Origin of the sequence: Kribbella sp. NPDC051952 (genome assembly GCF_040680855.1) — a bacterium.
In the GTDB taxonomy this organism is placed as follows: domain Bacteria; phylum Actinomycetota; class Actinomycetes; order Propionibacteriales; family Kribbellaceae; genus Kribbella.
In genome coordinates this window covers 183,060-203,494 of record NZ_JBFAXQ010000013.1, presented here as the reverse complement: position 1 = coordinate 203,494, position 20,435 = coordinate 183,060, and the positions used below count along the sequence as shown (strand labels likewise).

19 protein-coding genes are annotated in these 20,435 nt (G+C 66.7%); all 19 read left to right on the top strand.

Going from position 1 to position 20,435, the window contains the following annotated elements; all coding sequences use genetic code 11:
* Nucleotides 1-73 precede the first annotated feature (73 nt).
* The 19 genes from AB0L70_RS24440 (at nucleotide 74) to rpoB (ending at nucleotide 20,426) form a co-directional block, all read left to right on the top strand.
* Complete coding sequence (locus tag AB0L70_RS24440) at nucleotides 74-1,054, top strand: sugar kinase (RefSeq protein WP_363687829.1); 981 nt, start codon at nucleotides 74-76, stop codon at nucleotides 1,052-1,054.
* The gene (locus tag AB0L70_RS24435; RefSeq protein ID WP_363687827.1) at nucleotides 1,051-1,785 is read left to right on the top strand and encodes an IclR family transcriptional regulator; all 735 of its coding nucleotides are present in this window, start codon (nucleotides 1,051-1,053) and stop codon (nucleotides 1,783-1,785) included. The genes AB0L70_RS24440 and AB0L70_RS24435 overlap by 4 nt, the downstream gene beginning before the upstream one ends.
* 15 nt (nucleotides 1,786-1,800) lie before the next feature.
* Nucleotides 1,801-2,205 (top strand): RidA family protein, encoded by a 405-nt coding sequence (locus AB0L70_RS24430; RefSeq protein ID WP_363687825.1) that lies wholly within the window; start codon nucleotides 1,801-1,803, stop codon nucleotides 2,203-2,205.
* 60 nt (nucleotides 2,206-2,265) lie between these two features.
* Nucleotides 2,266-3,096, top strand: a complete 831-nt coding sequence (locus AB0L70_RS24425; protein WP_363687823.1) for an IclR family transcriptional regulator — start codon at nucleotides 2,266-2,268, stop codon at nucleotides 3,094-3,096.
* Nucleotides 3,096-4,289, top strand: coding sequence for an MFS transporter (locus tag AB0L70_RS24420; RefSeq protein WP_363687821.1), 1,194 nt, complete (start codon nucleotides 3,096-3,098; stop codon nucleotides 4,287-4,289). The genes AB0L70_RS24425 and AB0L70_RS24420 overlap by 1 nt, the downstream gene beginning before the upstream one ends.
* Nucleotides 4,290-4,522: 233 nt before the next feature.
* Nucleotides 4,523-5,146 (top strand): 50S ribosomal protein L10, encoded by a 624-nt coding sequence (gene rplJ, locus AB0L70_RS24415; protein WP_363687819.1) that lies wholly within the window; start codon nucleotides 4,523-4,525, stop codon nucleotides 5,144-5,146.
* A gap of 63 nt (nucleotides 5,147-5,209) precedes the next feature.
* Entirely contained in the window at nucleotides 5,210-5,599 is a 390-nt protein-coding gene (gene rplL / locus AB0L70_RS24410; protein WP_363687817.1) for a 50S ribosomal protein L7/L12, read from the top strand.
* A 240-nt stretch (nucleotides 5,600-5,839) separates the two neighbouring features.
* On the top strand, nucleotides 5,840-6,787 hold the full coding sequence (locus AB0L70_RS24405) for an ABC transporter ATP-binding protein (RefSeq protein ID WP_363687815.1): 948 nt from the start codon (nucleotides 5,840-5,842) through the stop codon (nucleotides 6,785-6,787).
* Nucleotides 6,784-7,557, top strand: a complete 774-nt coding sequence (locus tag AB0L70_RS24400; RefSeq protein WP_363687813.1) for an ABC transporter permease — start codon at nucleotides 6,784-6,786, stop codon at nucleotides 7,555-7,557. Before AB0L70_RS24405 ends, AB0L70_RS24400 begins: the two co-directional genes overlap by 4 nt.
* A gap of 13 nt (nucleotides 7,558-7,570) precedes the next feature.
* Complete coding sequence (locus AB0L70_RS24395; RefSeq protein WP_363687921.1) at nucleotides 7,571-8,389, top strand: ABC transporter permease; 819 nt, start codon at nucleotides 7,571-7,573, stop codon at nucleotides 8,387-8,389.
* Nucleotides 8,390-8,393: 4 nt separating this feature from the next.
* The gene (locus tag AB0L70_RS24390; RefSeq protein WP_363687811.1) at nucleotides 8,394-9,722 is read left to right on the top strand and encodes an MCE family protein; all 1,329 of its coding nucleotides are present in this window, start codon (nucleotides 8,394-8,396) and stop codon (nucleotides 9,720-9,722) included.
* A complete protein-coding gene (locus AB0L70_RS24385) occupies nucleotides 9,719-10,768 on the top strand; it encodes an MCE family protein (RefSeq protein ID WP_363687809.1) in 1,050 nt (349 codons plus the stop codon). Before AB0L70_RS24390 ends, AB0L70_RS24385 begins: the two co-directional genes overlap by 4 nt.
* Nucleotides 10,765-11,781, top strand: a complete 1,017-nt coding sequence (locus AB0L70_RS24380) for an MCE family protein (RefSeq protein ID WP_363687807.1) — start codon at nucleotides 10,765-10,767, stop codon at nucleotides 11,779-11,781. The genes AB0L70_RS24385 and AB0L70_RS24380 overlap by 4 nt, the downstream gene beginning before the upstream one ends.
* The gene (locus AB0L70_RS24375; protein ID WP_363687805.1) at nucleotides 11,778-12,965 is read left to right on the top strand and encodes an MCE family protein; all 1,188 of its coding nucleotides are present in this window, start codon (nucleotides 11,778-11,780) and stop codon (nucleotides 12,963-12,965) included. Before AB0L70_RS24380 ends, AB0L70_RS24375 begins: the two co-directional genes overlap by 4 nt.
* On the top strand, nucleotides 12,962-14,188 hold the full coding sequence (locus tag AB0L70_RS24370) for an MCE family protein (protein WP_363687803.1): 1,227 nt from the start codon (nucleotides 12,962-12,964) through the stop codon (nucleotides 14,186-14,188). The genes AB0L70_RS24375 and AB0L70_RS24370 overlap by 4 nt, the downstream gene beginning before the upstream one ends.
* A complete protein-coding gene (locus AB0L70_RS24365) occupies nucleotides 14,185-15,477 on the top strand; it encodes an MlaD family protein (RefSeq protein ID WP_363687801.1) in 1,293 nt (430 codons plus the stop codon). Before AB0L70_RS24370 ends, AB0L70_RS24365 begins: the two co-directional genes overlap by 4 nt.
* On the top strand, nucleotides 15,474-15,974 hold the full coding sequence (locus tag AB0L70_RS24360; RefSeq protein WP_363687799.1) for a hypothetical protein: 501 nt from the start codon (nucleotides 15,474-15,476) through the stop codon (nucleotides 15,972-15,974). The genes AB0L70_RS24365 and AB0L70_RS24360 overlap by 4 nt, the downstream gene beginning before the upstream one ends.
* The gene (locus AB0L70_RS24355) at nucleotides 15,974-16,678 is read left to right on the top strand and encodes a hypothetical protein (protein WP_363687797.1); all 705 of its coding nucleotides are present in this window, start codon (nucleotides 15,974-15,976) and stop codon (nucleotides 16,676-16,678) included. Before AB0L70_RS24360 ends, AB0L70_RS24355 begins: the two co-directional genes overlap by 1 nt.
* 262 nt (nucleotides 16,679-16,940) lie before the next feature.
* Nucleotides 16,941-20,426, top strand: a complete 3,486-nt coding sequence (rpoB, locus tag AB0L70_RS24350) for a DNA-directed RNA polymerase subunit beta (protein ID WP_363687795.1) — start codon at nucleotides 16,941-16,943, stop codon at nucleotides 20,424-20,426.
* Nucleotides 20,427-20,435: the final 9 nt, after the last annotated feature.

Sequence of the window (20,435 nt, the reverse complement as noted above, 5' to 3'; positions counted from 1 at the left end):
ACATCACGCCCAAAGTTGCGTCAATGACCGGTGTTTCACACCCATCTCATCACTTCGCCCCCAAGGAGTGCCGATGCCGGACCCGCTCGCTGAGACGGGCGCGACCGCCGTGTGCATCGGCGAAGCGATGATCATGCTCGCGGGGACGCCGGGCACGGCGCTCGAGGACGTGGAGTCGTTCCGGCGCTCGGTGGGCGGTGCGGAGTGCAACGTGGCCGGTGGGCTCGCTGCCTTGGGTGTCGCCACCAGTTGGGTCTCGCGACTCGGCGACGACGGCTTCGGCCGGCAGGTACTGCGTGACTTGCAAGGCCGAGGTGTTGAGGTCGGTGGGGTCGAGCTGGATCCCGACCGGCCCACTGCGCTGTATGTGAAGGAGTCCTTCGACGGGCGCTCTCGCATGCATTACTACCGCACCGGCTCCGCGGCGGCCGCGATGGATCCGGGCTTTCTGGATCGACCGGCCGTCCAGGACCGACTGGGGAGCGCACAGGTCGTGCACACCACCGGCATCACCGCAGCCATCTCCGCCACGGCAGCTGACATGCTCACGCGCTTAGCCGAGGCGAGCCACGACTTCATCCTGAGCGTCGACCTGAACTGGCGGCCGGTGCTCTGGCGCGACAAGGATCCGGAGCCGCTCTGGCGCGTGTTGCGCGCGGCTGACGTCGTACTGATCGGGGCGGACGAGGCGTTGGTGTTCGCCGGCACCAAGGACCCGGCTGAGCTGCACGAACGCCTCGGCGGGCGCTGCACGCTGGTGGTGAAGGACGACGCGCACACTGCGGTCGTGCTGGAGCCGGGTGGTCGTCGTACCGAGGTCCCGGCCCTCACGGTCAACGTGGTCGAGCCGGTCGGTGCAGGTGACGCATTTGCGGCCGGCTTCCTCGCTGGGACGTTGCAGGACCTGCCGATGAAGCAGCGGCTGAGGCTTGGGCATCTGACCGCCGCTGCGGTGTTGGCAGTGCCGGAGGACCACGCCGCACCGTTCGAGCCGGAGGTTCGCGAGCGGTTGCTGGCGGCGTCCGACGAGGAGTGGGCGGCGACGAAGGTATGAGTCAGAGCCTCGGCAGGGCCCTGCAGATCCTAGCCAGTCTGGGCGAGGGGGAGCGGTCGCTCGATCAGCTGGCGGCGGAGCTCGGCGTACACAAGACGACTGTGCTGCGGCTGCTCCGGACCATGGAGTCCGAGCGGTTCGTACGGCGTGATGCGGCGCACCGGTATCGCTTGGGGTCGCGACTGTTCGCCCTGGCGGACGTTGCCCGCGAGCAGCACGTCGTACAGGAGGTCGCGGCACCGCATCTGCGCGAGCTGAACCAGAAGACCGGGCAGACCGTGCACCTGGCCGCGTGGGAGAACGGTGAGGTCGTCTACATCGACAAGCTCGAGAGTGTCCGGTCGGTGCGGATGTATTCGCAGGTCGGCGTACCGGCGGCGCTGTACTGCACCGCGGTCGGCAAGGTGCTGCTGGCCGCGCAGCCCAAGCGGCTGCGGGAGGCGCTGCTCGTCTCGATGGACTACCACGCCTACACGCCCAGCACGATCACCGATGCGGACGCCCTGCGGGATGAGCTCGATGGCGTCCGGGAGCGCGGTTGGGCGCAGGACCGGGGCGAGCACGAGTCGTTCATGAACTGTCTCGGTGCGCCGATCAAGGATCATGCCGGGCGGATCGTGGGGGCCGTGTCCCTGTCGATTCCCGACGTACTGCTGAACTATGAGCAGGTGCTCGAGCTCCTGCCCGACCTGCTCGCGACCGCAGCCGCAATCAGTGCCGACTACAACTGAGAGGTGTCAGACCTGATGTCCGACAAGACCGTCATCTCCACCACCGACGCACCCGCCCCGATGCCGGTGTTCTCGCAGGGGGTACGCAAGGGCAACATCCTGCAGGTGTCCGGCCAGGGCTCGGTCGATCCGGCCAGCGGCGAGTTCGTCTTCACCGGCGACGTGAAGGCCCAGACCACCCGGGTCCTGCAGAACATCGAGGCGATCCTGAAGGCCGGCGGTGCGAGCATCGACGACGTCCTGATGCTGCGCGTCTACCTGACCACCCGCGACGACTTCACCGCGATGAACGACGCGTACGCCGAGTTCATGTCCACCCGCACCCCGAGCGGCGTCCTGCCCTCCCGCACCACCGTCTTCACCGGCCTCCCCCTCCCCGACATGCTGGTAGAAATCGACGCCCTCGCCGTCCTGAGCTGATTCCACCGAGCCCGGTCCACATGGTGGGCCGGGCCCGCTTTTGCCTGGCAGGCTTCCCGCATGGCGGGATACGATGCCGTAATGCAGGAAACGCGGGGGTCGGTGCAGTCTATTGATCGGGCTGTGGCGATTCTTCGGTGTTTTGACAGTCGTACGCCGGATCTTGGGATCAGTGATCTCGCCCGGGCGACCGGGCTGTCGACCAGCACGGTGCATCGGCTGCTGTTGGCGATGCAGGAGAACGGTCTGGTTCGGCAGACCGCTCACAAGAGGTATGCGATCGGTCCGCTGGTGGTGCAGCTCGCTCACAGCGGTGGCATCCCGGCCACGCTCCGGGACGCCGCGATGCCAGTACTTCGTGCACTCCGCGATCACACAGGGGAGACCGCGGCTGTGCACGAGTTGCTGCCGTCCGGGCAGCGCGTCGTGCTGGACCAGGTCGAGAGCCATCACCAACTGCGGCGTACCTACACGGAGTTCGGCATGCCGGTCGCGTTGCCGCTCGGGGCACCGGGGAAGGCAATGCTCGCGTTCTTGCCGTGGGAACAGCAGGAGGCGGTTCTGAGTGGTCACCTCGAGCGGGTGCTGCCGCAGACCATCACCGATCCGGTGGTGCTCGCTGCCCAGTTCGCGGAGATCCGGGCGCGTGGGTTCGCGCTGTCGATGATGGAGCGGACGCCGGGGATCCGCAGCGTCTCCGCGCCGGTGTTCGGCTACTCCGGCCAGGTGGCCGGCTGCCTGAGTGTGTCCGGCCCCGAGATGCGGATGCCGGTCGAGCGAATGGAGGAGTTCGGGATGAGGATCGTCGCGGCCGCCTGGTCGGTGTCCGAGCTGCTGGGAGCCACTCCGGTCGCCCGCGATCGCTGCATCGCACTGGCAAGCGGTCAGTGATGTCCCAGGCCAAGGACCTCTGGAAGATCGCCCCCGCGGTCTATCTGCCCGCACTGCTCTACGGAATCGGGCAGGGCGCCATCGCGCCCGTAATCGCCTTGTCAGCAACGCATCTGGGCGCCTCGGTCGCGGTAGCCGGGCTGGTGGTTGCCGCGGTCGGACTCGGGCAGGTGATCGGCGACATCCCCGCCGGTGCACTGACCAACCGGATCGGCGAACGACGCGCGATGCTCGGCGCGACCTTCTTGGTCGCACTGGCGTTGCTGGCCTGTTTGCTCGTGCCGACCGTCTGGGGCCTGGCCATCGCGATCGGGTGCACCGGACTGGCCGGCGCCGTCTGGGGCCTTGCCCGCCAGGCGTATCTGAGCGAAGCGGTTCCGATCGAGCTGCGAGCCCGCGCGCTGTCCACACTCGGTGGTGTCCAGCGCATCGGCTCGTTCATCGGCCCGTTCATCGGTGCCTTCGCGATGAAGTTCCTGGGTACTGACGGCGCCTACTGGGTGCACCTGGTCGCCGCACTTCTCGCCTGCGGAGTCCTACTCAGCCTGCCCGACGTCGAGTCAGTGCGACGTACCCGCGGAAGCCGGCCCGTTGCCGCACAGTCGACCTGGGTCGTGATCCGGGACCACCTGCCGGTACTGCGGACTCTCGGGGTCGGAGCGATGCTCGTCGGCGCGGTCCGGGCGTCACGGCAGGTCGTGATCCCGCTGTGGGCGCTGCACATCGGACTGGATGCTCAGACGACCAGCATCATCTTCGGGCTCTCCGGTGCCGTCGACATGCTGCTGTTCTATCCAGCCGGCTCGGTGATGGACCGCCTGGGCCGCAAGTGGGTCGCCGTACCGTCGATGTTCGTGCTGGGGCTGGCGCATCTCATCCTGCCGCTCACACACTCCACTACGACGTTGACCGCGGTCGCATTGCTGATGGGAGTCGGCAATGGGCTGGGAGCCGGAGTGATCATGACGCTGGGTGCTGATGCGTCTCCACCGGTCGGGCGGGCACAGTTCCTTGGTGCCTTCAGATTGTTCGCCGACACGGGGAACGGGGCCGGGCCGCTGCTTTTGGCGGGGGCTACCGCGTTGCTGGGGCTGGGGCCTGCGATTGTGATCATGGCAGGCACAGGGTGGGCCGCCGCGACGGCCATGCACCGGTGGATCCCGCCGCATCCGACCCGCGAACAACCGGCGTGATGGAACCGATTTGGCTAAATACCTGTACACCAGGCACACTGAACCTTGCCGAAGACCGCTGGTTGTCGCTTTCGAGTGACTGAAGGTCCCACCACTGAGTGGGCGGCCCGCGTAGGTGACTTGGATAGTGTGACCGCAGTTATGTTCACGCCCTTGCGCCTGCGCAGGGGCGTTTTCTCATTGATGGAACCGGTCCAGGGGTCGAGGCATGGAAGCGAAACGAAGGAGACCCCATGGCGAGGCCGGACAAGGCAGCCGCAGTCGCCGAGCTGACGGACGAGTTCCGTAGCTCGAACGGCGCCGTGCTGACCGAGTACCGCGGACTCACCGTCTCGCAGCTGCGGCAACTGCGCACTGCGCTCGGTGACGACGTGAACTACGCCGTGGTGAAGAACACGCTGACCAAGATCGCGGCCAAGGACGCGGGTGTCGAGTCGTTCGACTCGCTGCTCGAGGGTCCGTCGGCCATCGCCTTCATCAAGGGCGACCCGGTGGTTGCGGCCAAGGGCCTGCGTGACTTCGCCAAGGCGAATCCCCTTCTCGTCATCAAGGGCGGAGTGCTCGACGGTAAGGCACTCGGCACTGACGAGATCACCAAGCTCGCTGACCTGGAGTCGCGTGAGGTCCTCCTCGCGAAGCTCGCAGGTGCGATGAAGGCGGCCCCGCAGCAAGCGGTGTCGTTGTTCGCTGCTCCGCTGTCGCAGGCCGCGCGCCTGTTCGCGGCGCTGCAGGAGAAGCTGCCTGCCGCGGACGCCCCTGTGCAAGATGCAGTGGCGGACGAGGCGCCGGCCGTGCAGGACACGGTCGAGGCACCTGCCGAGGCGAGCACCGAGGAGGCCGCGCCGGCTGACAGCTGACGCGGATCTCAGCAATACACCCATCAGTGATCACAAGCACCACAGTTAGGAAGGACCGCCAAAATGGCGAAGCTCAGCACCGAAGAGCTCCTCGGCCAGTTCAAGGAACTGACCCTGCTGGAGCTGTCGGAGTTTGTTAAGGCGTTCGAGGAGGAGTTCGGCGTCACCGCCGCCGCCCCGGTCGCCGTTGCTGCCCCGGGTGCGCCCGCTGGTGGCGCCCCGGCCGAAGAGGCCGCCGAGCAGGACGAGTTCGACGTCGTTCTCGAGAGCGCCGGCGACAAGAAGATCCAGGTCATCAAGGAGGTGCGTGGTCTCACCAGCCTTGGGCTGAAGGAGGCCAAGGACCTCGTCGAGGCGGCCCCGAAGGCCGTTCTGGAGAAGGTCGACAAGGCTGCCGCGGAGAAGGCCAAGGAGGCCCTCGAGGGCGCCGGGGCCACCGTCACGCTGAAGTGACCTCGCTTACGTTCCGTTCCGGGACGTAACGAATGTGTACAGAAGGGCGGTCCCCCGCGAGGGGGGCCGCCCTTCTGACATTTTCCGGTAGCTAGGATCGCACCGCTTGAATGCTAGGGGTTACGCAAAACCGTACTCGTGCGTAACCTAGGCCACTGCTCCCTCGTTGAGACCGACGTACTCGTCGGTTTCGGGGCCAAGATCGAACATCCCGTGAGGCAGAGCCGATAGGAGGGCCAGGTGGGCGTAGAAGTCCGCGTCGAGGGTCTCACCAAGTCCTTCGGAAGCCAGCTGATCTGGGGCGACGTGTCCCTGACTCTGCCGGCCGGCGAGATCTGCGTGATGCTCGGTCCGTCCGGCACCGGCAAGTCCGTCTTCCTGAAGACGCTGATCGGTCTGCTCAAGCCGGACAAGGGTCACGTGTTCATCGAGGGCACCGACATCGCCACCTGCTCCGAGCGCGAGCTGTACGAGATCCGCCGCCTGTTCGGCGTGCTGTTCCAGGACGGCGCGATGTTCGGCTCGATGAACCTCTACGACAACGTCGCGTTCCCGCTCCGCGAGCACACCAAGAAGTCCGAGTCCGACATCCGCTCCATCGTGATGGAGAAGATGGAGATGGTCGGCCTGGTCGGCGCGGAGAAGAAGCTGCCCGGCGAGATCTCCGGCGGGATGCGCAAGCGGGCCGGCCTGGCCCGCGCGCTGGTGCTCGACCCCGAGATCCTGCTCGTGGACGAGCCCGACTCCGGTCTGGACCCCGTGCGTACGTCGTTCCTGAATCAGGTCATGATCGACCTCAACGAGGCGTTCGGCCCGACCTTCCTGATCGTCACCCACGACGTGAACACCGCCCGGACCGTGCCGGACAACATCGGCATGCTCTACCACCGGCACCTGGCCATGTTCGGCCCGCGCGAAATGCTGCTGTCCAGCGAGGAGCCGGTGATCCGGCAGTTCCTCAACGCCCAGATGGTCGGCCCGATCGGCATGTCCGAGGAGAAGGACGCCGACGAGCTCGCCGCCGAGGCCGGCCAGGAGCTCCCACCGCTCCCGCCGATCCCACTCCAGCAGCTCCCCAGCAGCGGGATTCGCCGCCCGACCCAGCGCGAGCCGGGCGAGTGGTGCGAAGAGAACGGCATCACCCCGCCCCCGGGCTCGTTCGCCACCGCAACGGTGGGGGCCACGTGACCGTTAGCGCGACCGCGCCCCTGAAGCACGCCGGTTCGCTGTTCTCCTTTGCTCTCGACACCGCGCGCGCTTCGGTACGGCGGCCCTTCCAGCTCAAGGAGTTCCTGCAGCAGGCGTGGTTCGTCGCGAGCGTGACGATCATCCCGACCGCGCTGGTCGCGATCCCGTTCGGCGCGGTGATCGCCCTGCAGGTCGGCGGCCTGATCAAGCAGTTCGGCGCGCAGGCCTTTACCGGCTCGGCTGCGGTCCTGGCCGTGGTCCGGGAAGCGTCGCCGATCGCGACCGCCCTGCTGATCGCCGGCGCCGGCGGGTCCGCGATCTGCGCCGACCTCGGTTCGCGCAAGATCCGCGAGGAACTCGACGCGATGATGGTTCTCGGAATCGACCCGATCCAGCGGCTCGTCGTCCCGCGCGTCCTGGCCACGATGCTGGTCGCCTTCTTCCTGAACGGTTTCGTCAGCGTGGTCGGCGTGATGGGCGGCTACGTCTTCAACGTCGTCCTGCAGGACGGCACCCCCGGTAGCTATATCGCCTCGTTCACCGCGCTCGCCCACCTGCCTGACCTGTGGCAGGGCCAGGCGAAGGCCCTGGTGTTCGGGTTCATCGCCGCGGTCGTTGCCTCGTACAAGGGTGTGAACGCGGGCGGCGGCCCGAAGGGGGTCGGGGACGCGGTGAACCAGTCCGTCGTCATCACCTTCATGCTGCTGTTCGTCGCGAACTTCTCGATGACGGCGATCTACTTCCAGCTCGTCCCGCCGAAGGGGGCGTGACGTGTCGGCCCTGATGGACACCCTGGTGAAGAAGCCGCTTAACTCGCTCGACAAGCTCGGCGAGCAGCTGGCGTTCTACATCAAGGCACTGGCCTGGTCCGGCAAGTCGATCACCCGGTACCGCAAGGAGATCTTCCGCCTGCTGGCCGAGGTGACACTCGGCACCGGCGCGCTCGCGGTGATCGGCGGCACGGTCGGCGTGATCACGTTCCTGGCCTTCTTCACCGGCACCGAGGTCGGCCTGCAGGGCTACTCGGCGCTGAACCAGATCGGTACGTCGGCCTTCGCCGGGTTCGTGAGCGCCTACATCAACACCCGCGAGATCGGCCCGCTGATCGCCGGTATCGCACTCGCCGCGACGGTCGGTTGTGGCTTCACCGCGCAGCTCGGTGCGATGCGGATCAGCGAGGAGATCGACGCCCTCGAGGTGATGGCGATCCCATCGCTGCCGTTCCTCGTCACCACCCGGATCATTGCGGGCCTGGTTGCCGTCATTCCGCTGTACGTCGTCGGCCTGTTGGCGTCGTACTTCGCCACCAGGCTCACTGTGACCACCTTCTACGGGCAGAGCACGGGCACGTACGACCACTACTTCCATCTGTTCTTGCCGCCCGGTGACGTGCTCTGGTCCTTCGGGAAGGTGCTCGTCTTCTCGGTCCTGGTGATCCTCGTCCACTGCTACCACGGCTACCACGCCACGGGCGGTCCGGCCGGTGTGGGCGTCGCTGTAGGTCGCGCCGTACGGACGTCGATCGTCGTGATCAACGTGGTCGACCTGCTGCTGTCGATGGCCATCTGGGGTACGACGACCACCGTCAGGCTGGCCGGGTGACTCGATGCGGAAACTGATCTCCCACAAGGTGCTCGGCGTCGCGTTCATCGGCGTCGTGTGCTTCCTGCTCTGGCTGACGTACGCCTTCTACGCGAAGGTCTTCACCCCGACCGTCAACGTCGAGCTGAAGACCAGCCACATCGGCCTGCAGCTGAACGAGCACGCCGATGTGAAGCTGCGCGGCATCATCGTCGGCGAGGTCCGCGGGGTCTCCACGGACGGCGACGAGGCAACGGTCAAGCTCGCCCTGAAGCCCGACCAGGTCAGCGAGATCTCCAGGGAGGTCAGCGCCCGGATCCTGCCGAAGACGCTCTTCGGCGAGAAGTACGTCGCCCTCGTGCCGCCAACGGGTGCCGAAGGACAGCACATCAAGGCCGGCGACGTGATCTCGCGCGACAAGACCGCGGTCGGCATCGAGATCGAGAAGGTGCTGAACGACGCTCTCCCGCTGCTGCAGGCGGTCGACCCTGCCGACCTGAACGCCACCCTGAACACGCTGGCCACCGCACTCGAAGGCCGCGGCGCCGAGATCGCCGGCACGCTGACCCAGCTCGACGGGTACCTGAAGAAGCTGAACCCGAGTGTCCCGAAGCTGATGGCCGCGCTGACCAAACTCACGCAGGTCGCACAGTTGTACGGCGATGCCACCCCGGATCTCGTCCGTGCACTGCGGAACCTGACCATCACCGGCAACACCGTGGTGGAGAAGCAGGTGCAGTTGCAGAAGTTCTTCGTCGACGTACAAGCGCTGTCGACGAACGGCAACGCGTTCCTGAAGGAGAACGAGGACCGCGTGATCCGGCTCGGCGAGGTGAGCGAGCCGGTGCTGGACCTGCTGGAGCGCTACTCGCCCGAGGTGCCGTGCTTCCTCAAGGTGATGAGCGACACCACCCCGATCCTGAACGACACGTTCCGGAACGGGCAGCTGAACATCAACCTCGAGCTGATCACGAACCAGCCGACGCCGTACGAGCCGAACGAGAAGCCGGTCTACCGGGATCACCGTGGCCCGACCTGCGTCGGCAAGAACTACAGCCACCCCGGTGAGAAGCCAGGCCCGTACACCCAGGAGAACCCGGCGCCGTACATCACCGGTGACGACGGTGTGATCGGCGACCACAACAAGAACCAGCGCTTCCCGCTGAACCTGCAGCTGAACCGGGCCATGCCGGGCTTCGACATGGACACCCAGGGCGTCGGTACGCCGGCCGAACAGAAGGTCGTCGACTCGGTCATCGCCCCGACGATGGGCATCCCGGCCGACGACGTACCTGACCTGACCACTCTGATGGTCGGCCCCCTCCTCCGCGGAGGGCAGGTGAATCTCAAGTGAGCAAGCTGCTGGACAAGAAGACCTCGCTCGACACCGTGCGGCTGGCGATCTTCGTGGTCGTCACCACGGTTGCGACCGCGCTGCTCGCGGTGACGATCGGGAACATCAGCTTCACGCCGACGACGAAGTACAAGGCGGTCTTCACCGACGCGGTCGGGCTGAACAAGGGTGACGACATCCGGATCGCGGGTGTGAAGGTCGGGCAGGTCGACAAGATCGCGCTGTCCCAGACCGATGCCGGGCAGAGCGGGCTGGCGATGGTGACGTTCAGCGTCGACTCCGACCAGATCCTCGACGCCTCCACGCACGCGACGCTGCGCTACCGGAACCTGGTCGGCAACCGCTACATCGCCCTGACCGATGGTGTCGGCGGCGGCGCGCGGCTGAAGAAGAACGGCGTCATCCCGAAGGAGCGGACCGCTCCCGCGCTGGACCTGTCGGTGCTGTTCAACGGGTTCAAGCCGCTCTTCACCGCACTCACGCCGGCCGATGTGAACCAGTTCGCCTTCGAGGTGATCAAGGTGCTGCAGGGTGAGGGCGGCACGATCGAGTCGCTGCTGGCCAAGACGGCCTCGCTGACCACCACGCTGGCCGATGCCGACCAGGTGATCGGCGACCTGATCACCAACCTCACCTCGACCCTGCAGATCGTCTCGCAGCGGCAGCAGAACTTCTCCCAGTTGCTGGTGAACCTGCAGCAGTTCATCACCGGGCTGAGCCAGGACATCAACCCGATCCTGAGCTCGCTCACCTCGATCAACTCGCTGAACTCCAAGACGGCCGGCCTGCTGCAGCAGACCCGGGTCCCGATCAAGGCCGACCTGGACAAGCTGCGGATCACCGCGGCCACCCTCGACGACACGCAGGCGATCTGGGTGAAGACGCTGCAGAACATGCCGGAGAAGCTGAACACGATGACCCGGACCGCGACGTACGGATCCTGGTTCAACTTCTACCTGTGCAACTTCGACGGCAACGTCACGCTGCCCACGGGCACGCGGATCCCCGTCGCCTACGACCTGAATTCGGCGAGGTGCCAGAAGTGAAGCCGTTCCGGGAGCAGAACCAGGTCACCATCGGGGTCATCGGCCTGACGGTGATCGGGCTGATCATGCTGGCCGCGTTCAAGGCGCAGGACCTGCCGCTGATCGGCGGCGGGACGAAGTACTCGGCGCAGTTCTCCGAGGCCGGCGGGTTGAAGCCGAACGACGAGATCCGGGTGGCCGGCGTCCGCGTCGGGCAGGTCCGCAAGGTCGAGCTCGAGGGCACCCACGTCCGGGTCGACTTCGTGGTGGACAAGGGCGTGAAGCTCGGTGACCAGACCGGCGCCGAGATGAAGATCAAGACACTGCTCGGACAGAAGTACCTCAAGCTGAACCCGGCCGGCGGTGGCCAGCTCAAGGCCGGCACCGAGATCCCGCTGGCCCGGACGATCTCGGCGTACGACGTGGTCGACGCGTTCTCGGATCTCGCGAACACGACCGAGCGGATCGACACCGCCCAGCTGGCCAAGGCCCTGGACACGCTGTCGGCGACCTTCAAGAACACGCCCGAAGAGGTGAAGGCCTCGCTGACCGGCCTGTCCCGGCTGAGCCGGAACGTGGCCAAGCGGGACGAGCAGCTGAAGTTGTTGCTGCAGCACTCCAACGTGGTCACCAAGGTCCTTGCCGACCGCAACCAGCAGCTGATCAAGCTGATGAAGGACGGCAACAAGGTCTTCCAGGCCGTCCAGGCCCGGCGGGCGCTGATCCACCAGCTGCTGGTGTCGACGCAGCAGCTGTCCGCGCAGATCACCGCGCTGGTCCGGGAGAACCGCAAGGATCTCGGCCCGACCCTGCAGAAGGTGAACGCCGTCCTCGCGGTGCTGCTGAAGAACCAGAACGACCTGGACGCCAGCATCCGTGGTCTCGCGCCGTTCATCCGGGTCTTCACCAACACCCTCGGCACCGGGCCGTGGTTCGACGTCTACCTGCAGAACCTGGTGCCGGTCCCGGAGATTCCGTTGCCGAAGGTCCCGATCGCCGGACTGCCCCCGATCCTGGGAGGTGGCGGCCGATGAAGATCCAGTCCCTGTCCCGGCTGATCGCGATCGCGGTGGTCCTGGTGATCCTCGCGGTCAGCGTGGTGTCGCTGTGGCCGAAACCCGATCGGGTCACGGCGACGGCGTACTTCCCGCGCGCGGTCTCGGTGTATCCGGGTTCCGACGTCCGGATCCTCGGGATCAAGGTCGGCGAGGTGGAGAGCGTCACGCCGGCCGGGCGGACCGTCCGGGTGAAGTTCTGGTGGGAGGCCAAGCACAAGGTGCCCGCCACCGCCAAGGCCGTGATCGCTGCGCCGTCGATCGTCGCGGACCGGTACGTCCAGCTGACTCCGGCGTACTCCAAGGGCGATGTGATGGCCAACGGGGCGCAGATCCCGGTCGACCGGACCGCCGTACCGCTGGAACTGGACCAGATCTACCAGAGCCTGAACGACCTGTCCGTTGCCCTCGGCCCCAAGGGCGCGAACGACCAGGGTGCGCTGTCGCGGCTGCTGGACGTGTCGGCGAAGAACCTGAACGGCCAGGGCGCGAAGCTGAACCAGACCATCACCGACGTGTCCAAGCTGAGCAGCACGCTGGCGGGGAACTCGAAGAGCCTGTTCAGCACGATCCGGCAGCTGCAGACGTTCGTGTCCGCGCTGGCAGCGAACGACCAGCTGGTCCGTCAGTTCAACACCAACTTCGCCGCGACCTCGACCACGCTGGCCGGTGAGCGCAAGGACCTGTCGTCCGCGCTGTCGCTGCTGGCGACGGCGCTCGGCGAGGTCGCGACCTTCGTCAAGGACAACCGGACGCTGGTGAAGACCACGGTCCACAGCGCAACCCAACTGTCGACCCTCCTCGTCAACGAGAAGGCCGCGCTGGCCGAGATCCTCGACACGGCGCCACTCGGCCTGGGGAACCTGGCCCGGATCTACAACCCGCAGTTCGGGACGCTGGACCAGCGGCTCAACGTGGCCCAGCTGGACGATCCGGCGGACTTCGTCTGCTCGCTCCTGCTGCAGGCGAACCAGCCCCTGTCGACCTGCTCGCTGCTGAAGCCCGTCCTGGACGCCCTGCCCAAGCTGCCGCTGCTGAGCCAGCTGACCGGCGGTGGCATGTCCAGCGGTGGCCCGGCCGGTACGCCGTGGGCCCCGGCCCCGAAGGCGCCGATGACCAGTCCAGACCCGGTCGACCCGACCCTCGGGGGGCTGGTCAAGTGAAACGCCGTACGGGCTTTGTCGCTGGAGTGGTTGCGTTGGCGTTGCTGCTCACCGGATGTGACTTCAGCGTGTATTCGCTGCCGTTGCCGGGTGGCGCGAAGATCAAGGGACCGGCGTACACGGTGACGGTCGAGTTCGCCGATGTGCTGGATCTGGTGCCGAAGTCGTCGGTCAAGGTCGACGACGTCACCGTCGGTACGGTGCAGAAGGTCTGGCTGGACGGGTACGTCGCGAAGGTCCGGATCAAGCTGCCGAAGAGCCTCGAGCTGCCCGACAACACGCACGCGACGATCCGGCAGACCAGCCTGCTGGGCGAGAAGTTCGTGTCGCTGTCCCGGCCGACCGGGTCGGAGCAAGCGCGCGGCAAGCTCGACAACGGCGAGGTCATCCCGCTGTCCCGGACCACCAGCAACGTCGAGGTCGAGGAAGTCCTGTCGGCGCTGTCGCTGCTGCTGAACGGCGGCGGCGTGGCCCAGCTGCAGATCATCACCCAGGAGCTGAACAAGGCGCTCACCGGGAACGAGCCGGCCATCCGCAGCGTGCTGACCCAGCTGAACACGTTCGTCGGCACCCTCGACGCGAACAAGAAGCAGATCGTCACCGCGATCACCGCCGTCGACTCGCTGGCCAAGAAGCTGAACGCGCAGAAGGCGACGCTGGCGACCGCGATCGATTCGCTACCGAAGTCGATCGCCACCCTGGACAAGCAACGTGCGGCCCTGGTCAAGACGCTGCAGGCGCTGGCGACCCTGGGCAACACCGCGACCCGGGTGATCACCTCCGCGCAGAAGGACCTGGTCGCGAACCTCAAATCGCTGTACCCGATCCTGACCAACCTGGCCAAGGCCGGGAAGGACCTGCCGAACTCGCTGCAGCTGCTGTTCACCTACCCGTTCCCGGACGGTGCCGCGAAGGCGGTCGACGGTGACTTCACCAACCTGGGCATCACGCTCGACGTCAACACCCAGAAGGCGCTGCAAAACATCATCGGGCTCAAGCTGCCGACCGTCGGCCCGACTGCGCTGCCGACCGGGCGGGTCAGCCTCCCGATCCATAACCCGACCGGCCGGGGGACCGCCGGCCTGCCGTCCCTGCCGGTTCCGACCGGTACGGCGACCACCTGCATCACCCTGCTCGGCCTGCCGGTCTGTGCACCGAAGCTGAACCGGTCCGGGTTCGACCCCGACCTGGCGAAGGCCCTGATGCCGGGGGTGACCAAGTGATCACCAGAACGGTCCGGATCCAGCTGATGGTGTTCCTGCTGATCACCGTCGTCGGGGTCGCCTTCGTGGGCGCGAAGTACGCGCAGGTGGACAAGCTGCTGTTCGACGACGACTACACGGTCAGCGCGAGCTTCGCCGAGTCCGGCGGCATCTTCACCGGCGCCGAGGTGACGTACCGCGGCCAGCCGGTCGGCCGAGTCGGTGAGCTGAAGCTGCTCTCCGATGGTGTCGACGTGAACCTGGACATCGAGAAGAAGTTCAAGATCCCGAACGACCTGCTCGCGGTGGTCGCGAACCGGTCCGCGATCGGCGAGCAGTACGTCGACCTGCAACCCCGGCGCGACAACGGCCCGTACCTGCAGAACAACTCGAAGATCGCCCGCCAGGACACCGCGATCCCGATCGACACGACCGAGCTGCTGCTGAACCTCGACCAACTGGTCAACTCGGTCGACAAGGACAGCCTGCAGACCACGGTCCGCGAGCTCGGCGCCGCGCTGAAGGGCAAGGGCTCCGACCTGCAGAAGATCATCGACAGCTCCGGCAAGCTGATCGACGACGCGGACGCGAACGTCCTGCAGACCATCAAGCTGATCAACGACGGCGACACCGTGCTGGCCACCCAGGTCGCCAGCGGCGACGCGATCAAGGCCTGGGCGAAGAACCTCGCGCTGCTGTCCGACACCCTGGTCAACTCCGACGCCGACCTGCGCAAGGTGATCGACCAGGGCTCGAACGCCGCCACCGAGGTGACCGGCCTGATCCAGGACAACCGCGCGGACATCGCGGTCCTGCTCGGTAACCTGCTGACGGTGAGCGAGATCACCGCCGTCCGCCTGGACGCCGTCGAGCAACTGCTCGTGGTCTACCCAGCCGTCTCGATGGGCGGGTACGTCGTACCCGCCAAGGACCCCGGCACCGGGCACTACGACGCGCACTTCGGCCTGGTCCTCGGGCTCAGCCCGGCCGCCTGCCGGGCCGGGTACGGCGGCACCGACAAACGCCCGCCGCAGCTCGTCACGAACACCCCCGCCAACACCAAGGCGGGCTGTACGGCGGATCCGAGCACCGGCGTCAACGTCCGGGGCTCGCAGAACAAGCCGGGCCCGTCGTCGCGCGAGGACCTGAACCGGACCGGGTACGGCATCGGCTACGACCCGGCGACCGGCGACGCCGGCGGCACCGACGGGATGCCGTCGATGGTCCTCGGCTCCACCGGCGGACAGGAAGCACTGCTCGGCAGCGACTCCTGGAAAGCCCTCATCCTCGGACCGGTGACCAGCAAGTGACTGCCAGTACCTCCAAGCGTGGCCCGATGATCCTGGCCTGGGCCCTCAGCGTCCTGCTGCTGATCGCCCTGGCCGGTACGACGATCGCGGTGGTCGCACTGCGGAAACAGGACGCGGACAAGTCCGAGCGGTCCGCCGCGATGAAGTCGGCCCGGCAGATGGGCCTCGACTTCACCACGTACGACTACCAGACCTGGGACGCCGACTCGAAGCGCGTCGTGGACGACTCGACCGGACAGTTCAAACAGGAGTTCCAGGACGGCATCGCGACCGTGAAGGCCGACGTCGCGACCAACAAGGCGACCTCCAAGGGTGACGTGAAGGAGGCCGCTGTGGTCTCGAACGACAAGGACTCCGCCCAGGTGCTGCTGATCGTGAACGCGGTGGTGACCAACACGACCGCGCCCACGGGCGTGGAGCGCCGGTACCGGATCAAGCTCGACATGGTCCGGGAGAAGGACCACTGGCTGACCGCCGACCTGCAGGTGGTGGGCTGATGCCGGATCGTTCCCGCAACCGCCCGCGCATCGCGGGCCAGCGCCGTACGACGTCTGATGCAGCATCTGAGGCAGGATCCGGCGCGGTCGACACCGCCGAGCTGACAACGAGCGCCACCGAAATCGGGTCCGAGGATGTGACCCCAGCCACACCGGAGGCCGTCGAGACCCCTTCGGAGCCCGCTTCCGACGCCTCGACGACTACGGAAAGTGATGGAAAGCGGGGTCTGGGCACGATTCTGACCGTGGTCCTCGCGATCGCCGTCGCTCTCGTCCTGGCCGTCGCGGTGGTGCTCGGGATCAAGGCGTGGCAGGGCAAGCAGGCCGAGGACGCCCGCGACCAGGCCGCCGCGGCGGGCCGGAAGGCGGCCGAGACCGCGCTCAGCTACGACTACCGCGACCTGGACAAGAGCTTCGCTGCCGCGCGGGCGACGATGACTCCGGAGTTCGCCGGCAAGTTCGACGAGACCGCGAAGGTGGCCGGCGAACTGGCCACCAAGAGCAAGGCCACGGTGGTGGCCGACGTCCGTGAGGTCGGGGTCCGCGACGCCGACGCCGACCGGGTCACGCTGATCATCTTCGTGAACCAGACCACCACCAGCACGATCACGAAGGGTAGTCCCCGGGTCGACCTGAACCGGACCCGATTCACGATGGTGCGAATTGACGGCCGATGGCTGGTCCAGGAGATCGCCGGACTGTAGTCTCTTTGTGACTCCACACCAGGAGGGCGCCGGGAGGCTCGCGGGTGATCTATCCGCTGGAGACCCCGGGTCGGTCCTTGACGGAGAGGGTGGTCCGAAGGCAGACTATCGGACCCCATTGGACAGGCTTGCCTGTATCGGGTAGCCTATTGCTTTGCGCTGCCTTTCTCCTCGCCCTGGCTCGGGTCTCGACTTGACTAGGGCGGCTTGGCGTGCGCTCCCAGCACCGATGTGATTTTGCGAGCCCGTGGAAGGACGCCCCTTGGTCGCCTCGCGCAACCCCCAGTCCGACAGCATTTCCGACGTTTCCGGCTCACCACGCCGCATCTCCTTCGCAAAGATCTCCGAACCTCTCGAGGTTCCGGATCTCCTTGCGCTGCAGGTGGACAGTTTCGACTGGCTGGTCGGTAACGAAACCTGGCAGGCCCGAGTGGCCGCCGCCGAGGCAGATGGGCGGACCGAACTGTCCGGTCCCAGCGGCCTCGAAGAGATCTTCGAAGAGATCTCCCCGATCGAGGACTTCAGCGGCACCATGTCGCTGTCGTTCCGCGACCACCGTTTCGAGCCGCCGAAGAACACGGTCGACGAATGCAAGGAGCGCGACGTCACGTACTCCGCGCCGCTGTTCGTCACGGCCGAGTTCATGAACAACGAAACCGGTGAGATCAAGAGCCAGACCGTCTTCATGGGTGACTTCCCGCTGATGACGCGCAAGGGCACCTTCGTCATCAACGGGACCGAGCGGGTCGTCGTGTCCCAGCTCGTCCGCTCGCCCGGTGTGTACTTCGAGCGCACTCCGGACAAGACGTCGGACAAGGACATCTTCACCGCCAAGATCATCCCGTCGCGCGGTGCGTGGCTGGAGTTCGAGGTGGACAAGCGCGACATGGTCGGCGTCCGTCTCGACCGCAAGCGCAAGCAGAACGTCACCGTCCTGCTGAAGGCGCTGGGCTGGACCGACGCGCAGATCCTGGAAGAGTTCGGCGACTACGAGTCGATCCGGCTGACCCTGGAGAAGGACCACACCTCCGGGCAGGACGACGCGCTGCTGGACATCTACCGCAAGCTGCGGCCGGGTGAACCGCCGACGCGCGAGGCCGCGCAGGCGCTGTTGGACAACTACTACTTCAACGGCAAGCGCTACGACCTGGCCAAGGTTGGTCGCTACAAGATCAACAAGAAGCTGGGCCGCGACGAGGCGCACGACACCGCGGTACTGACGATCGACGACATCGTCGCCACGATCAAGTACCTGGTCGCGCTGCACGAGGGCAAGACCGAGCTGCCTGCCCCGACCGGCGAGATCGTGGTCGAGGAAGACGACATCGACCACTTCGGCAACCGCCGGCTGCGGACCGTCGGCGAGCTGATCCAGAACCAGCTGCGCACCGGCCTGGCCCGGATGGAGCGCGTGGTCCGGGAGCGGATGACGACCCAGGACGTCGAGGCGATCACGCCGCAGACCCTGATCAACATCCGTCCGGTGGTGGCGGCGCTGAAGGAGTTCTTCGGCACCTCCCAGCTGTCCCAGTTCATGGACCAGACCAATCCGATCGCGGGTCTGACCCACAAGCGCCGCCTGTCGGCACTTGGCCCGGGTGGTCTGAGCCGGGAGCGGGCCGGCTTCGAGGTTCGCGACGTGCACCCGTCCCACTACGGCCGGATGTGCCCGATCGAGACCCCGGAAGGCCCGAACATCGGCCTGATCGGCTCGCTCGCGACGTACGGACGGGTGAACCCGTTCGGCTTCGTCGAGACGCCGTACCGCAAGGTCGTCGACGGCCAGGTCACCGACCAGGTGGACTACCTGACCGCGGACGAGGAGGACCGGTTCGTCATCGCGCAGGCCAACGCCGCGCTCACCGACGACGACCGGTTCGCCGAGGACCGGGTGCTGGTTCGCCGGCGCCACGGTGAGGTCGAGCTCGTGCTGGTCGACGACGTGGACTACATGGACGTCTCGCCGCGCCAGATGGTGTCGGTCGCGACGGCGATGATCCCGTTCCTCGAGCACGACGACGCCAACCGCGCCCTGATGGGCTCCAACATGCAGCGCCAGGCCGTTCCGCTGATCACCGCGGACGCCCCCCTGGTCGGTACCGGCATGGAGTTCCGCGGTGCGGTCGACGCCGGCGACGTGGTTGTCGCCGACAAGGCCGGTGTGATCAAGGAGGTCTCGGCCGACCTGATCGAGGTCGCCGCCGACGACGGCACGTACCAGACCTACCGGCTGGCGAAGTTCCGCCGCTCGAACCAGGGCACCTGCATCAACCAGCGTCCGCTGGTCGACGCGGGGCAGCGGGTCGAGATCGGCTCGCCGCTGGCCGACGGTCCGTGCACCGACGAGGGTGAGATGGCGCTCGGCCGCAACATGCTGGTCGCCTTCATGCCCTGGGAGGGTCACAACTACGAGGACGCGATCATCCTCTCCCAGCGCGTCGTACAGCAGGACCTGCTGACCTCGATCCACATCGAGGAGCACGAGGTCGACGCTCGCGACACCAAGCTGGGGCCGGAGGAGATCACCCGGGACATCCCGAACGTCTCCGACGAGATGCTGGCCGACCTCGACGAGCGCGGCATCATCCGCATCGGCGCCGAGGTCACCACCGGCGACATCCTGGTCGGCAAGGTCACGCCCAAGGGTGAGACCGAGCTGACCCCGGAGGAGCGGCTGCTGCGCGCGATCTTCGGCGAGAAGGCCCGCGAGGTCCGCGACACGTCGCTGAAGGTGCCGCACGGCGAGGAGGGCACCGTCATCGGTGTCCGCGTCTTCGACCGCGACAACGGCGACGAGCTGCCGCCGGGTGTGAACCAGCTGGTCCGGGTGTACGTCGCCCAGAAGCGGAAGATCTCGGTCGGCGACAAGCTGGCCGGACGCCACGGCAACAAGGGCGTCATCTCGAAGATCCTCCCGGTCGAGGACATGCCGTTCCTCGAGGACGGCACCCAGGTCGACATCATCCTGAACCCGCTGGGCGTGCCCGGCCGGATGAACGTCGGTCAGGTTCTGGAGACCCACCTCGGGTGGATCGCCAGCCGCGGCTGGAAGGTCGACCCGGACAACACCGAAGAGTGGGCCCAGCGACTGATCAAGATCGGCGCCGGCGAAGCCGAGCCGTTCACGAACGTCGCCACCCCGGTGTTCGACGGCGCCAAGGAGGAGGAGGTCACCGGCCTGCTCAGCTCCACGCTGCCGAACCGCGACGGTGTCCGGATGGTCGACGGCTCGGGCAAGGCCCGGCTGTTCGACGGCCGTTCGGGTGAGCCGTTCCCGGAGCCGGTCGGCGTCGGCTACATGTACATGCTGAAGCTGCACCACCTGGTCGACGACAAGATCCACGCACGGTCGACCGGTCCGTACTCGATGATCACCCAGCAGCCGCTGGGTGGTAAGGCCCAGTTCGGTGGCCAGCGGTTCGGCGAGATGGAGGTGTGGGCCCTCGAGGCCTACGGTGCCGCCTTCGCGCTGCAGGAGCTGCTCACCATCAAGTCGGACGACGTGGTCGGTCGCGTCAAGGTGTACGAAGCGATCGTCAAGGGCGAGAACATCCCGGAGCCGGGTATCCCGGAGTCCTTCAAGGTTCTGGTCAAGGAAATGCAGTCCCTGTGTCTGAACGTGGAAGTGCTCTCGTCCGACGGAAGCCGGGTCGAGATGCGCGACAGCGAAGAGGACGTCTTCCGCGCTGCGGAGGAACTGGGAATCGATCTGTCCCGGCGTGAGCCGAACAGTGTCGAAGAGGTCTGAGCGGGTTGC